At 37.2% G+C, this 14,762-nt stretch carries 15 protein-coding genes; all 15 read left to right on the top strand.

What is annotated here, in order from left to right:
• Positions 1-5: 5 nt before the first annotated feature.
• The 15 genes from fliW to F1560_RS03910 all read left to right on the top strand — a co-directional run bounded on the left by fliW (position 6) and on the right by F1560_RS03910 (position 14,647).
• Positions 6-449, top strand: a complete 444-nt coding sequence (gene fliW / locus F1560_RS03975) for a flagellar assembly protein FliW (RefSeq protein ID WP_149473350.1) — start codon at positions 6-8, stop codon at positions 447-449.
• Between the two features lie 4 nt (positions 450-453).
• Positions 454-678, top strand: coding sequence for a carbon storage regulator CsrA (csrA, locus tag F1560_RS03970; protein ID WP_149473349.1), 225 nt, complete (start codon positions 454-456; stop codon positions 676-678).
• 79 nt (positions 679-757) lie between these two features.
• A complete protein-coding gene (flaG, locus tag F1560_RS03965; protein ID WP_149473348.1) occupies positions 758-1,168 on the top strand; it encodes a flagellar protein FlaG in 411 nt (136 codons plus the stop codon).
• Positions 1,137-2,666: a flagellar hook-associated protein 2 gene (locus F1560_RS03960; RefSeq protein ID WP_149473347.1), complete on the top strand. Its 1,530-nt coding sequence runs from the start codon at positions 1,137-1,139 to the stop codon at positions 2,664-2,666. Before flaG ends, F1560_RS03960 begins: the two co-directional genes overlap by 32 nt.
• A gap of 27 nt (positions 2,667-2,693) precedes the next feature.
• Positions 2,694-3,095 carry a flagellar export chaperone FliS gene (gene fliS / locus F1560_RS03955; RefSeq protein ID WP_149473346.1) on the top strand — a complete coding sequence of 134 codons (402 nt, stop codon included), beginning with the start codon at positions 2,694-2,696 and terminating at the stop codon, positions 3,093-3,095.
• On the top strand, positions 3,095-3,448 hold the full coding sequence (gene fliT, locus F1560_RS03950; protein ID WP_149473345.1) for a flagellar protein FliT: 354 nt from the start codon (positions 3,095-3,097) through the stop codon (positions 3,446-3,448). The genes fliS and fliT overlap by 1 nt, the downstream gene beginning before the upstream one ends.
• A gap of 313 nt (positions 3,449-3,761) precedes the next feature.
• Positions 3,762-4,316, top strand: a complete 555-nt coding sequence (hpf, locus tag F1560_RS03945; RefSeq protein WP_149473344.1) for a ribosome hibernation-promoting factor, HPF/YfiA family — start codon at positions 3,762-3,764, stop codon at positions 4,314-4,316.
• A gap of 317 nt (positions 4,317-4,633) precedes the next feature.
• Entirely contained in the window at positions 4,634-4,774 is a 141-nt protein-coding gene (locus F1560_RS22020) for a hypothetical protein (protein WP_187773618.1), read from the top strand.
• Between the two features lie 187 nt (positions 4,775-4,961).
• Positions 4,962-7,478, top strand: coding sequence for a preprotein translocase subunit SecA (secA, locus tag F1560_RS03940; protein ID WP_149473343.1), 2,517 nt, complete (start codon positions 4,962-4,964; stop codon positions 7,476-7,478).
• A gap of 79 nt (positions 7,479-7,557) precedes the next feature.
• Positions 7,558-8,659, top strand: a protein-coding gene (gene prfB, locus F1560_RS03935; protein ID WP_149473342.1) for a peptide chain release factor 2 whose coding sequence is annotated in 2 segments (ribosomal slippage) — positions 7,558-7,629 and positions 7,631-8,659 — 1,101 coding nt in all. Because the reading frame shifts where the segments join, the coding sequence is not laid out codon by codon here.
• A gap of 225 nt (positions 8,660-8,884) precedes the next feature.
• Positions 8,885-9,226, top strand: coding sequence for a cytochrome c551 (gene cccB / locus F1560_RS03930; RefSeq protein ID WP_149473341.1), 342 nt, complete (start codon positions 8,885-8,887; stop codon positions 9,224-9,226).
• A 482-nt stretch (positions 9,227-9,708) separates the two neighbouring features.
• Positions 9,709-10,395 (top strand): cell division ATP-binding protein FtsE, encoded by a 687-nt coding sequence (gene ftsE, locus F1560_RS03925; protein ID WP_149473340.1) that lies wholly within the window; start codon positions 9,709-9,711, stop codon positions 10,393-10,395.
• The gene (gene ftsX, locus F1560_RS03920; RefSeq protein ID WP_149473339.1) at positions 10,385-11,278 is read left to right on the top strand and encodes a permease-like cell division protein FtsX; all 894 of its coding nucleotides are present in this window, start codon (positions 10,385-10,387) and stop codon (positions 11,276-11,278) included. Before ftsE ends, ftsX begins: the two co-directional genes overlap by 11 nt.
• Before the next feature lie 257 nt (positions 11,279-11,535).
• Positions 11,536-12,996: a murein hydrolase activator EnvC family protein gene (locus F1560_RS03915; RefSeq protein WP_149473338.1), complete on the top strand. Its 1,461-nt coding sequence runs from the start codon at positions 11,536-11,538 to the stop codon at positions 12,994-12,996.
• Positions 12,997-13,177: 181 nt separating this feature from the next.
• Positions 13,178-14,647 (top strand): S41 family peptidase, encoded by a 1,470-nt coding sequence (locus tag F1560_RS03910; RefSeq protein ID WP_149473337.1) that lies wholly within the window; start codon positions 13,178-13,180, stop codon positions 14,645-14,647.
• Positions 14,648-14,762 lie beyond the last annotated feature (115 nt).

Genomic DNA, 14,762 nt, shown 5'->3' with positions numbered 1-14,762 from the left:
ACAAAATGAATATACAAACAAAATATTTGGGTGAGGTAGCGATTGACGAACGTAAAATCATCCATTTTTCAACTGGAATTCCAGGATTTCCTGACGAGACTGCTTTTGTATTAATGGACTTGCCGGATACACCAATTTTTCAAATTCTACAGGCTGTTAGAACACCGTCCATTGCATTTATTGTTGCGAACCCATATCAAATATACCCAGACTATTCGCTGCAATTAGATGATAACTTAATCGAAAGCTTGCAAATTAAGGATGAAAAAGAAGTTGCCGTTTTGTCTATCGTAACACTGAAGCAGCCATTTCAAACAAGTACACTAAACCTAAAAGCGCCGATTATAATCAATACAAATCATAGGCAAGGAAAACAATATATTTTAAATACAGATGCATACTCTTCGCAAGCACCAATTACACCTCAGTCCGTTGAGAGAGAGGGGTAAAGAAATGTTAGTTTTAACAAGAAAAAAAAATGAAGCAATTCAAATTGGTGAAGATATTGAGATTAAGATACTGGGAATTGAAGGCGATCAAATTAAACTTGGTATAGCTGCACCGAAATCCGTTGATATTTATCGTAAAGAAATTTATATAGATATCAAACAGCAGAATAATGAAGCTGCTAATGTATCAATGGATCTATTAGAGATGTTAAAAGATACGAAAGATTAATTGGGATTTTTTTATGTGAAGCTTTAGAAAATCAACACTATAACCGATATAAAAGAAAAAGGTTTAGGAGTGCATCGAAATGACGTTAGATAAAGTAATGTCAGCACCTCAAACTCTGCTAAATAACGATTACAACACGTTAACTTCAGTTACAGGGAGTATGGGAACAGGGGCAGACATGAATCGAAAGCTGGAACAACAGCGTAGTGGAACAGTTGTAAATAAAAATGAAGTTGAAATGGTCGTTGATAAACTAAATGAATTTATGGAACCAGTTAGAAGAAATCTTAAATTCGAGCTGCATGATAAATTGGACAAATATTATGTTACAGTGGTCGACTCGACGTCAAATGAAGTAATTAAAGAAATCCCGCCGAAAAAAATGCTAGACATGTATGCGGAAATGGCAGACTTCATGGGATTTTTATTGATAGGAAGATTTAAGGGAGAGGTTAAGCATGAGAATAGGTGGTTTAGCCAGTGGAATTGATACGGAAACAATCATTAAGCAATTAATGGATGCTGAGCGGATTCCTCTGGATAAAATGGGACAGGATAAAACGAAGCTCGAATGGCAACGTGATGCATTTCGTGATTTAAATAAAAAGCTACTAGAATTAGATAATATGATGCTCGATATGAAACTGAGCAAAACCTATAACTCTAAAAGTATAGTTTCTACGATGGAAGGGGCTGTAACAGCAACAGCTACAGCGGGTGCATCGAATGGGACGTATAAGATTAATGTTAAAGAGTTGGCTTCTGCGGCGATTAATGTTGGTGAGGAGCTTGGTAATGATTTCGATGTAGATGCTCCATTAGGAAGCCAAAGTGGACCTATTGTATTTACAACATTTGATAAAGATGGGGAAGCCCAGGTTCATTCGTATGATATTAGTGAAACTGACTCATTAAAGGATGTCATGAAGCGAATCAATGATGACCCAGATAATAATGTACGGATGACGTATGACAATAATGCGAAAAAGGTTATTTTAGAAACGACAAGAACGGGTAATTATAATGAAAATGAAGATATTGCTGGTGGTAGCGAAATTGTTTTTGGGAAGGTAGTTATTGAAGGGGAGGGAATTTCTATTGAAGATGGCTCTGACTCTTTCTTTACTGGTTTACTTAAGATGAATCAAGGAAATGAGCAGGGTGGCGACAATGCTAAATTCACCTATAATGATGCTTACGAGGTCATTTCAAAAGATAACAATTACACACTAAATGGCATCAGCTTCCAATTTAACGATACTACGGATGGGAAAAATGCTAATTTAACAATCAACAATGATGTTGATGCTGCTTTTGACAATATTATGGCATTTGTTGATAAGTATAACGAGGTTGTAGAACTATTTAACGGCTCACAACAGGAAACGCGTTATCGAGACTTCCCTCCGCTTACAGATGCACAACGAGAAGAAATGTCTGAAAAGGAAATCGAGCTTTGGGAAGAAAAAGCGAAAAGCGGTCTTTTAAAAGGCGAAGGTGTGATTACGAACGGTCTTTTCTCGATGAGGCAGGGCTGGTATTCCTCTGTAGAAACAGGTGGTCAATTTACAACATTAACCCAAATCGGTATTAGTACATCTAAAGATTATTTAGATGGTGGTAAACTTATTGTCGATGAAGAGGATTTACGAGCAGCTCTACAGGAAGATCCTGCTGGTGTTCAGAAGTTGTTTTCAAATAGCGAAGAGGGTGCAAGCCGTGGACTTGTTAATCGTTTAGAGGATGCTGTTGAAAGTACGATGAAACGTATTAACCAAAGTGCTGGAAAAGGAACGGATACATTAGAAAATTACACAATAGGTAAACGAATGAAAGATTTGGATAACCGAATTGGTGCATTTGAAGACAAGCTTAAAAGTATTGAAGACCGATACTGGAGACAATTTAGTGCGATGGAGCAAGCGATTTCCAGGATGAATAATCAATCCGCCATGCTGATGAATGCTTTTGGCGGAGGAATGATGTAGCTCAGGTAAGAAAGGAATGAAGGGCAAATGGGAGCGAATAAAGCTTATCAAGCATATCAAAATAACTCTGTAAATACAGCATCTGGTGGAGAGTTAACGTTAATGCTTTACAATGGATGCATGAAATTCATCAAACAGGCAATGAAAGATATGAAGGATAACAAATATGAAGCAAAAAATAAAAATATCCAAAAGGCGCAAAATATTATTCAGGAACTAATGATCACCTTAGATCCAAAAATAGAAATCTCAAAGCAGATCATGCCATTGTATGAATTTATACAATTTCAGTTGAAAGAGGCAAACATTAAAAATGATGTGACAAAGCTTGAAGAGGTATTGGGATTGGTAACGGAGTTCCGTGATACATGGAAGCAAGTGATTCTGAAAAACCGTCAGCAGCAATTTGCCAAAGGCGAACCAGTATAATGAACAGAGTGGAGCCAGTTTATGAGCTAACGTTGCAAATGAAACAGCTTTTAAATCAGGAAATTACAGGTAAAACGAGGGAGTCGATCATTGATCAATTGACAGCATTGATTACACAACGCGGAATTGCTATGAAAGCATTAAATCCACCCTATACAGAAGCAGAAAAGCAACTTGGCAAAGAGCTAATGCAATTTAATGAAGAAATTCAATCGAAAATGCAGACGCTATTTTCGGATTTAAAAAAGGAAATGAAGCAGGTTAAAATGCAGAAAAAGTCAAACCAGTCCTATACGAATCCTTATAAAAATATCCAAACAATGGATGGAATGTTTATGGATAGCAAAAAATAATGGGTGATGGCGTGTACAAAGTACACGTCGTTTTTTTATTTTCCGAGGAGCTGAGGCCAGTTTAAGGTACACACCCGTTCAGAGCGAATCTAGACGGTAGGAGTTGCTCAAACTTAACCAATAGAAATAAGTTACATTTAATTAATATATTTTTGTAAATTATATTAACTAAATGTAAAGTGCCTAACCCCTGGTATGACACGGTTTACAGATGATTTTACAAAAAACATCAAATTTTTCGGAAGGTTTAAGCAGGAAAAGTTAGTGGTAACGTAGTATAATAAAACTATAAAGAATAAAGGAGGACACTTTTATGAAATTTAACATTCGTGGTGAAAATCTCGAGGTGACTGGAGCAATTAAAGAATACGTAGAAAAAAAGATCAGCAAGTTAGAAAGATACTTTGATGTTGCTCCAACGTCCGATGTACATGTGAATTTAAGTGTCTATAATGATGAACAACGAATAGAAGTTACAATTCCGATGACAAATCTATTATTACGTGGTGAGGTACAGCACATTGATTTATATGCAGCTGTGGATCTTGTAGTAGATAAACTAGAAAGACAGATTCGTAAATATAAAACTAAAATCAATCGAAAAACTAGGCAAAACGGTGCACCAAAATATGCGTTTGCTGCAATGGAAAAGAGCGCAAATTCCGTAGAAGATGAAGACGATGAAATAGAAATTGTAAGAACGAAACGATTTAATTTAAAACCAATGGATTCAGAAGAGGCAATTCTACAAATGGATATGCTTGGTCATGAGTTCTTTGTTTTTACAAATGATCAATCCGGAGATACAAACGTCGTATACCGTCGTAGAGATGGTAAATATGGACTGATTGAACCGAATGTATTTTAATTAAAAACTTAACAAAAAGGCGACTTCATAAATGAGGTCGTCTTTATTTGTGAAACAGAAGGATCTTAATTTCCTGGAGTTTAGGCGCTTGGGTACTCTTCGTTGGATAATGTCGAAAAATGTAGAACGAAATACTATTATTGGATTTTAGTTCTAATATTTGCTGAAAAATAGAATAACATGTTTTATTATTGTGCAAAAAGTCCACTTTTGATATCGATTCTTGTCGAATCCAACTCTAAAATTTAAAAACGGAAATTAGTCTTTAGACCTATGTTTGTGATATAAATAAACCAAACGAACTAGGAGGTATTTGTGTGAATGAAGAGGATGAACGAAGGTTTCATGCTTTGGTGACACAGGTACAACAACATGAGGCTACGATTACGCAGCTGCTCGAGATTCTTGCAGCTACTAACCGAAAAGTTACAGAGTTTTTCTCAGGACAAGAGAAATAAGTAAGAAATCCTGGGTTACACTCTCCCCGATTTACTTCCTTCCTTAAAGAAAGTAGACTATCCTCAGTCTACTTTCTTTTTTTTGAAAAAGGGCTATATATCACCTAGTCAGTTGTCATCCATTATCGGAAAGTGTTATGATAAGTAGTGGATTATAGTATTGATTTCTTTGAGGAGCGTTTAACATATGGCTGGATTTTTAACGAAAATTTTTGGTGATGGTAACCAAAAGCAATTGAATCGAATACAAAAAAAAGTAGATCAGATAGAAGCAATGGAAGCAGAGATAGAGAAACTCTCTGATACAGATTTACAACATAAAACGAAAGCATTTAAAGAACGTATTGCAAATGGGGAAACACTTGATGATGTACTTGTTGAAGCATATGCTGTTGTTCGTGAGGCTTCTAAACGTGTGCTCGGTATGCGACCTTTCACATCGCAGCTCGTAGGTGCAGTTGCCTTGCATGAAGGTAATATTGCAGAAATGAAAACAGGTGAGGGGAAAACGCTCGCTTCCACGATGCCAGCATACTTAAATGCGTTATCTGAAAAAGGTGTACACATCATTACAGTCAATGAATATTTGGCGGACCGTGATGCAACTGAAATGGGAAAACTGTATGATTTTCTTGGATTAACTGTTGGCCTAAATGGGAATGGTTTATCAAAAGAAGAAAAAAGAGAAGCCTATGCAAGTGATATAACGTATGGAACGAATAATGAATTTGGTTTTGACTATCTCCGAGATAATATGGTTTTATATAAAAATCAAATGGTGCAGCGCCCTTTAAATTTTGCCATTATTGATGAGGTTGACTCCATTTTAATTGATGAAGCGAGAACACCTTTAATAATTTCAGGATCTGCTAAGAAATCAGCTGCACTTTATCAGCAAGCAGATGGATTTGTAGCAACCCTTTCGAAAGAAACGGACTATACGTATGATGAAAAAACGAAAGGTGTTCAATTGACAGAAGAGGGAATTAATAAAGCAGAAAAATATTTCTCCATCGAAAATTTATTTGATTTGAATAATGTTTCTTTAACCCATCATATCAACCAAGCATTGAAAGCTCATGCTTCCATGCATCGAGATGATGATTATATGGTAGAAGATGGAGAAGTCGTTATTATTGATCAATTTACAGGACGTAAGATGAAAGGTCGTCGTTATAGTGATGGTCTTCATCAGGCAATTGAAGCAAAAGAAGGACTCCAAATTCAAAACGAAAGTATGACACTTGCTTCCATCACATTCCAGAACTTTTTCCGGATGTACAATAAGTTGTCAGGGATGACAGGTACGGCAAAAACGGAAGAAGAAGAGTTTAGAAATATTTACAATATGGATGTTATTGCGATTCCTACGAATAAGGAAATTGCTCGTGATGACCGTGCAGACTTAATTTATAAATCGATGGAAGGTAAATTCCGTGCGGTTATTGAGAATATAAAGGAAAGACATGCAGCTGGACAGCCGGTACTAGTTGGTACAGTTGCAGTGGAAACGTCGGAGCTTATATCCAAGCTATTGAAAAAGGCTGGCGTAAGACACGAAGTATTAAATGCGAAAAACCATTATCGGGAAGCGGAGATTATTGAGACCGCTGGACAAAAGGGTTCTGTTACTATTGCGACGAACATGGCTGGTCGTGGAACAGATATTAAACTTGGTGAGGGTGTAAAGGAATTAGGAGGGCTTGCGGTTGTTGGTACGGAGCGTCATGAATCACGTCGAATTGATAATCAGCTTCGTGGTCGTTCTGGACGTCAAGGAGATCCGGGTGTAACTCAATTTTATTTATCGATGGAAGACGAGTTGATGCGTCGTTTCGGTTCGGATAACTTAAGAGCCATGATGGAAAGACTCGGTATGGATGATACGCAACCAATCGAAAGTAAAATGGTATCCAAAGCTGTTGAATCTGCGCAAAAACGAGTAGAAGGAAATAACTTTGATGCGCGTAAAACAGTCTTATCTTATGACGATGTACTTCGTGAACAACGTGAAATTATCTATAAACAACGATTTGAAGTGATTGATGCAGATGCTAATATCAGAGAAATTATTGAGAACATGCTGCAATCCTCCATTGATCGAGTTGTTGGCACACATACACAGGACGATGACGAAGAGAATTGGGACTTAAAAGCAATTGTAGAGTATGTGCATGGGAACCTACTGGATGCTGAAGACCTTTCTGAAGGAGAGTTGAAAGGGAAAGAGGCAGAAGAAATCTCTGAATTAATCATGGAAAAGGTGCGCAAGCGTTATGATCAGAAAGAAGAGGAACTTACGCCTGAGCAATTCCGTGAATTTGAGAAGGTTATTGTACTTCGAGCGGTAGATTCGAAATGGATGGACCATATTGACCAGATGGATCAGTTGCGTCAAGGTATTCATTTACGTGCATATGGACAAAACGATCCACTGCGAGAATATCAAATGGAAGGTTTTGCAATGTTTGAAGCAATGGTTTCCAGTATTGAAGATGAGGTTTCTAAGTATATTATGAAAGCTCAAATTCGTGAGAATCTACAACGTCAAGAAGTAGTTAAAAACACACAAGCAGTAGCTGGTGGGCAGGATGAAAAGAAGAAAGTTCGTAAACCATATGTGAAAAAACAAACTGTTGGTCGAAATGATCCGTGTCCGTGCGGAAGTGGCAAAAAATATAAAAATTGTCACGGAAATAATTAAATAGATTGCTACTATCTACAATAAAAACACTCCCATATACGGGAGTGTTTTACATGAAATTTGAATAAGAGGTGGAAATATGGAATTAGTAGAAATTAAGCACGAGTTAGACAAAATAGCTTCACGAATTGAAGACTTTAGGGGGTCTCTTTGACTTAGAGGCTAAGAAAGCTCGGATTGCAGAACTGGAGATGCGAATGGCTGATCCTAATTTCTGGAATGATCAAGATAGTGCACAAAAGACGATTAACGAAGCAAATGGTCTCAAGAGTTATGTGAATAGCTTTGAAGAAATGGAAGAGCGATGGGAAAACATGGAGGTTTCCTATGAGCTTGTAAAAGAAGAGAACGATCAAGAGTTATTTGACGATTTGCAGGAAGAATTAGCAGGATTCATTTCGGATGTGAATGAGTTTGAGCTGCAAATGCTATTAAGTGAACCCTACGATGCAAATAACGCAATTCTTGAGCTACATCCCGGTGCTGGTGGAACAGAGTCACAGGATTGGGCTAGTATGTTATTGCGAATGTATCAACGTTTTGCTGAGGATAAAGACTTTAAGGTTGAGACATTGGATTATCAGCCCGGTGATGAAGCTGGTGTGAAAAGTGTAACCCTTCTGATAAAAGGTCATAATGCTTATGGCTACTTGAAAGCAGAAAAGGGTGTCCACCGCCTTGTACGTATCTCTCCATTTGATTCTTCTGGTCGCCGTCATACTTCATTCGTTTCCTGTGATGTGACACCGGAAATGACAGATGATGTAGATATTGAAATCCGATCAGAAGATATTAAGGTTGATACGTATCGTGCAAGTGGAGCTGGAGGGCAGCATGTTAATACAACTGATTCAGCGGTTCGTATAACACACCTTCCGACAAATACCATTGTTACATGTCAAAATGAGCGCTCCCAAATTAAAAACCGTGAAGCAGCAATGAAAATGTTAAAATCAAAGCTTTACCAATTAGAAATTGAACGTCAACAACAAGAGCTAGACGATATTCGTGGAGAACAGAAAGAGATTGGCTGGGGAAGTCAAATTCGCTCTTACGTCTTTCATCCGTATTCTATGGTAAAAGACCACCGTACAAGTATGGAAACAGGAAACACACAAGCAGTTATGGATGGAGATCTTGGAATTTTCATTGATGCTTATTTAAGATCACAAATAAACTAATACATCAAAATGGGTATCATTCAATAAGAATGATACCCATTTTGATGTTGAACAGAATATATTGCTATTGTTTCATAAATTTGCCATAAACCGCTAAAGTCATTGATTTAGCAATGTTATTAGTGATGTTAACGATGTAAACGGTTGTAACAGCGGTTTTAATCTAAACGAAAAGGGTTATAATAGGGATGTGATTTTTATATAAGTGTAAAGGGGATTTTTAAAATGAAAAAATGGTTAGTAGCAGTTTTGTTTGGAGCAGTACTTGCACTAGGTGCCTGTGGAGCTGGTGACGACAATGCATCAGATGATACGGGTACGGATGATTCCAATGGTGGTGCAGTAGAAAGTGCTGCAGGTGAAGAAGTGTACAAAGCAAATTGTGCTGCATGTCATGGTGCCGACCTATCTGGTGGCGCAGGTCCAGACTTAGCGGAAGTTGGATCTAAATATTCACAAGCGGAAATTGAAGACATTGTTACAAATGGTAAAGGTAGCATGCCAGCAATTAATGTAGCTGGTGAGGATCTGGATGCTTTGACAAGCTGGCTATCTGAAAAACAATAACATTTATTTTTAAACGGAAGGAGCCCGATGCAGGTATACACCTGTCAGGGCTCTTTTTGTTTTTCTTTAGAAAATCATTACATTTTTTACGCATTGAAATATAATTGTAATAATTTTATGTCTAAAAATGCTGTAGAAAGATGTTATAATAAGTAGGAAATCTAAGAGGTATGTTCGGAAGCGTTAGTAGATACGTATATTTGATTAGTAGATTTAACAACCAGGAACAACAACTATTAAGTACATGTTTAAAAAGGAGGATAAAAAGGGCCAAGAAGTTTGAGATGGCGTAGCTCCCCGTAGAGGTATGTAATCAATACGTGAGGAATGGGCTTGCACAGGATGTGTTGAGTTTACTTTTACGGTGCTCACAGTACGTGGGCGTTCTTTAGTAGAAGTTCCTTTATCGCCAACCAAGAAATTCGATGTGTCATTTTTACCGGACTTTTGGAACAACAACTAAACAAAAAGGTGATATTTAGATGATATTAATGAAAGATATATATAAGACTTATGGCAATGGTGTCACAGCATTAAATGGTGTCAACGTTGATATAGAGCAAGGTGAATTTGTATATATTGTTGGTCCCAGCGGAGCGGGGAAATCGACATTTATTAAATTAATGTACCGTGAAGAGAAACCAACGAAAGGTTCAATTATTATTGGTGATACAGATTTAAGTGAAATTAAAGAACGAAAAGTACCCTATTTACGACGGGACATTGGTGTCGTATTCCAAGATTTTAAACTATTACCGAAAATGTCAGTTTATGAAAATGTTGCGTTTGCGCTTGAAGTGATTGAGGAATCACCGAAAAGCATTCGCAAGCAAGTAATGGAAGTGTTGGAAGTAGTTGGCTTAAAGAATAAAGCACGTTCTTTACCGAGTGAATTATCCGGTGGAGAACAACAACGTGTTTCCATAGCACGTGCTATCGTCAATCATCCTAAAATTGTAATTGCCGATGAGCCAACTGGAAACTTGGATCCAGATACATCATGGGGAATTATGAAAACATTTGAAGAAATTAATGCAAGAGGAACAACTATTATCATGGCCACTCACAGCAAGGAAATTGTAAACACAATTAAAAAACGAGTTATTGCTATCGAAGGCGGTATTATAGTTAGAGATGAGCAAAGAGGGGAATATGGCTATGAGATTTAGAACTTTTTTACGACATGTACGTGAAGGATTTAAAAATATTTTTCGTAATGGCTGGATGACAATTGCATCTGTAGGTGCCGTTACAACAACATTAATCTTAGTGGCAGTTTTCCTGGCATTGGTTCTTAACTTAAATGAGATGGCAAAGAGTATTGAAGATGATGTACAAATCAACACGATGATTGATCTGACAGCAACAGAAGATGACATTATTGAATTAGGTGACAAAATCGAACAAATTGAAGGTATCGATTCCGTATCGTTTTCTTCAAATGATGATGAACTTCAAAAGTTAATTGTAAGTATGGGTGAAGAAGGCGAAGCTTGGCATTTATTTGAACAAGACAACCCTTTAAACCATGTTTATATCGTAAGAGCGCTCGTTCCTGAAGATACAGAGCGTATAGCTTCTGAAATTGCTGAGTTCAATTATGTTGACCAAGTAAACTACGGTAAAGATGTCGTTGAACAATTATTTGAGTTTAACAAGTATGCAAGAACAATAGGACTTGCTTTAGTTATCGCTCTTGTATTTACGGCAATTTTCCTAATTTCGAACACGATAAAAATTACAATTATGGCACGAAGTACAGAAATTAGCATTCAGAAACTTGTAGGAGCAACCAATGGATTTATCCGCTGGCCATTCTTTATTGAAGGGCTACTGCTTGGAGTATTAGGCTCCATTGTTCCAATGGCAGTAATCTTAGGTGGCTACTATTACTTATACACAAACTTTAATGACCAGATTACATTTAGCTTCGTAGAAATGTTGCCATTTAACCCATTTGCGTGGCAGTTATCATTAATGATACTTGGCATCGGTGCAATTATTGGCATATGGGGAAGTGTCATGAGTGTACGTAAATTCCTAAAGGTCTAAGCTTCAAATTGAATATGAGCTCGTAACCGGCTTAAAACCGGAGCGAGCTTTTACATAACAGATAACACAACCTATAGTACGATCTTGGGCGAGTTTTTTATTAAGAGGATAAAGCATGCTTGATAGAAGCTAAATACGATTTGAATCATCGAGTTGGATGAGCGATTTAGTTAGTAAACCACAGGATACCTAGGCAACTAGAATTTACATAGAAGCAAGAAGGAACTTGCAATATATTAGGTGAAGGAGAAATACGAGTGAAAAAAGTAGCTTCAAGTATACTTATCGGAGTTTTGACATTAATGACAGTATCAACTAGTGGGCTCCATGTATCTGCGGAATCGATTGGTGATTTAGAGAAGAAAATAAATGATTTAGAAAAAGAACAGTCTGGATTGAGCGAAGAAAAAAGTAATCTAGAAGGTAATAAGAAGGACACAGAAAATAAAATAAGTAAAAATAAATCTGAGCAGAGCTCAGTTGAACAGGAAATTAATTCTATTGATGAAGAGTTATCTACTACGCAAAATGATATTAATCAAAAAGAAAATGAGATAACCGAAACAAATAATGAAATTGAAACATTAACGAATAAAATTAATGAATTGACAGAGAGAATTGCAGTGTTAAAAGAAGAGATTGAGATTTTAGAAGATCGAATTGAAAAACGTGATGCATTATTGAAACAACGTCTTCGTACCATTCAGCAAAATGGTGGCGATATGAAATATATGGAAGTTATTTTCGGTGCAAGTAGTTTTGGAGATTTTATTAGTAGAACATCTGCAGTAAATACAATCATGGATTCAGATAAAACGATCATGGAAGCACAAGCTGCTGATAAGAAAGTACTCCAGGAAAATAAAAAAGAAGTAGAAGCGAGTAAAGAAGAAGTAGAAGTGAAAAAAGTTGCAGTTGAAGATCAGAAAAAATCACTTGAAAATCAAAAACAAGAGCTTGTAGCATTAGAAGGCCAGTTAAAGGATCAAATGAAAGAGAAAGAAACATTGATGGCACAGCTCGAAGAAGAGCATCAAGACTTGGAAGAGTATAAAATGAGCATTGAAGATGAACAGAAAGTCCTGAACGATCAGGAAAAAGCTATTAAACTAGCAAAGCAACAATATGAGCAAGAAAAGGGAAATTTAGAACAGCTTGCTAAAGAGGAAGCAGCTCGCCAAAAAGCTGCCGAAGAGAAGGCAGCTAAAGAAAGAGCTTCCCAAAGTAGTTCAGGTTCATCAGGTGGTTCAAGTTCATCTGGCGGTTCAGAAACAGTTGCATCCACACCAACACCAGCTCCTAGTGGAAATGCAATATTCATCAGACCGACAAGTGGTCCAGTAACTTCTTCCTATAACCCAAATCGAATGCATCCGGTTCACAATGTGGTAAGACCACATAATGGAACTGATTTTGGACAGAGAAGTTCAGCAGATGCTCGGATTTTAGCAGCTGCAGATGGTGTTGTTTCAACCGCTGGAACATTGGGCGGATTTGGAAACACAGTTATGATTACGCATGTTATTAATGGTAAAACATATACAACGTTATACGCACATTTAAGTAGCATCGCTGTTTCTTCAGGACAAACTGTTAGTCAGGGACAACAGATTGGTGTTATGGGAACAACTGGTACATCTACTGGTGTACATCTTCACTTCGAAGTTCACCCAGGCGGATACAAAAATCCAGCGAATCCGATGAATTACCTTAATTAACTTTTTAAAAGCATACCAGCTAGGTATGCTTTTTTACTATCTATAGATTGATTGTAGATTTAGGCCGAGGTTAAATCCATAGTCAATCACAAAATAAAATGTTATGCTAATACTATTCGTAAATCTTTCGGTAGATCCATATACTATTACATGGCATCAATTTTAAATTAGAGGTGGAAAAATGAAATTGAAAAAGTCTCAAATTGCATTAATTTTCGTCGCTGCCTTATTTCTTGGATTCGCAGGTGCTTATGCAGGTGTTGAATTTGCACAATCTAGAGATGCAGGGACGGAACAAGGTGCGAATCAAATTACGAATAATGATTCTACAAATGAGGGGACAGAAGCACCAGAGTCTTCGGCTAATTTAAATAAAATTAACCAGGCCTATTCGTTAATCAAACAAAATTACCTGGAAGAAGTGGAAGATACGCAGTTAATTGAAGGTGCGATTGAAGGTATGCTTTCCACCTTAGAAGATCCACACACATCTTATATGGATATTGAAACAGTAAATCAGTTTACCGATCAAATCGAATCATCATTTGAAGGCATTGGTGCAGAGGTTAGTATGGTAAACGGACTTGTTACCATTGTAGCGCCAATTAAGGATTCCCCAGCTGAAAAGGCAGGCTTGCGTCCAAATGATCAAGTATTAACCGTAGATGGAGAAAACTTGGAAGGGTTAAACTTGAATGAAGCTGTTGCTAAAATTCGCGGGGAAAAGGGATCAGAGGTTGTATTAGAAATACAACGTGCTGGTGTTTCCGACCCATTTTCGGTCACGATTGTTCGTGATGAGATTCCAGTGGAAACGGTATATAGTAGCTCAGAAATAGTGGATGGAAAACAAACTGGGATTATTGAAATTACGAATTTTTCGGAGAAAACAGCTATTGAATTTGAAGAACAATTAACAGCTTTGGAAGAGGAAGGAATAGAAGGGCTAATTATTGATGTCAGAGGAAACCCAGGTGGTCTTCTCGATGTAGCAGAAGACATTCTATCGCTATTTGTCCCTAAAGATATTCCTTATATACAAATTGAAAATGGTGATGGAGAGCGTGAAGCCTATCATTCACAATTGACGGAGAAAAAAGAATACCCAATTAGTGTTTTAATAAATGAGGGTAGTGCATCAGCTTCTGAGATATTAGCTGTTGCATTGCAAGAATTAGATTATGATGTTGTTGGAGAAACGAGTTATGGAAAAGGAACCGTTCAACAAGCTGTACCATTAGGAGATGGAAGTTCGATTAAATTAACAACGTACAAATGGCTGTCACCGAGTGGAGAGTGGATTAATGAAACAGGGGTTGAACCAACAATCGAGGTGAAACAACCTGAATATTATTACACTCATCCAGTGCAAATAGAAGAAGAAGCCTTGAAGCTCGATCAAACAGATGAAGCAATTGCGAATCTGCAAGTGATGTTATCTGGTTTAGGTTATGATACAGATCGAACCGATGGTTATTATAGTGAAGAAACGGAAGAAGCGGTCTCTGCATTCCAGTCTGCCAATGATTTAACAGTTACTGGTGAAGTTGATGAGGATACAGCTGGATTACTGGAAGCACAGGTTGTTGAGAAAATAAGGAACCGTGACGATGATAAACAAATGGAAGAAGCGTTGAAAGCATTATATTAATACAGTGCATGAAAAGTCCACGGGTTTTACTCGTGGATTTTCATATTAATGATAAGAACGACAAAATTTTGGCAGGCTAGTCCTCTTACTGGATATGTACGTATTGTTCTGTCAA

Source organism: Oceanobacillus polygoni, assembly GCF_008304605.1.
GTDB classification, from domain to species: Bacteria; Bacillota; Bacilli; order Bacillales; family Amphibacillaceae; genus Oceanobacillus; species Oceanobacillus polygoni.
Note: the sequence above shows the minus strand (reverse complement) of the source record. Positions and strands in the feature narration are given on the sequence as shown.

What these genes read in the sequence shown, in the direction of transcription:
- F1560_RS03910 (WP_149473337.1), top strand. Translation starts at nt 13,178, where the DNA reads ATGAAATTGAAAAAGTCTCAAATTGCATTAATTTTCGTCGCTGCCTTA.
- fliW (WP_149473350.1), top strand. Translation starts at nt 6, where the DNA reads ATGAATATACAAACAAAATATTTGGGTGAGGTAGCGATTGACGAACGT.
- F1560_RS03960 (WP_149473347.1), top strand. Translation starts at nt 1,137, where the DNA reads ATGAGAATAGGTGGTTTAGCCAGTGGAATTGATACGGAAACAATCATT.
- fliS (WP_149473346.1), top strand. Translation starts at nt 2,694, where the DNA reads ATGGGAGCGAATAAAGCTTATCAAGCATATCAAAATAACTCTGTAAAT.
- flaG (WP_149473348.1), top strand. Translation starts at nt 758, where the DNA reads ATGACGTTAGATAAAGTAATGTCAGCACCTCAAACTCTGCTAAATAAC.
- csrA (WP_149473349.1), top strand. Translation starts at nt 454, where the DNA reads ATGTTAGTTTTAACAAGAAAAAAAAATGAAGCAATTCAAATTGGTGAA.
- ftsE (WP_149473340.1), top strand. Translation starts at nt 9,709, where the DNA reads ATGATATTAATGAAAGATATATATAAGACTTATGGCAATGGTGTCACA.
- ftsX (WP_149473339.1), top strand. Translation starts at nt 10,385, where the DNA reads ATGAGATTTAGAACTTTTTTACGACATGTACGTGAAGGATTTAAAAAT.
- secA (WP_149473343.1), top strand. Translation starts at nt 4,962, where the DNA reads ATGGCTGGATTTTTAACGAAAATTTTTGGTGATGGTAACCAAAAGCAA.
- cccB (WP_149473341.1), top strand. Translation starts at nt 8,885, where the DNA reads ATGAAAAAATGGTTAGTAGCAGTTTTGTTTGGAGCAGTACTTGCACTA.
- hpf (WP_149473344.1), top strand. Translation starts at nt 3,762, where the DNA reads ATGAAATTTAACATTCGTGGTGAAAATCTCGAGGTGACTGGAGCAATT.
- fliT (WP_149473345.1), top strand. Translation starts at nt 3,095, where the DNA reads ATGAACAGAGTGGAGCCAGTTTATGAGCTAACGTTGCAAATGAAACAG.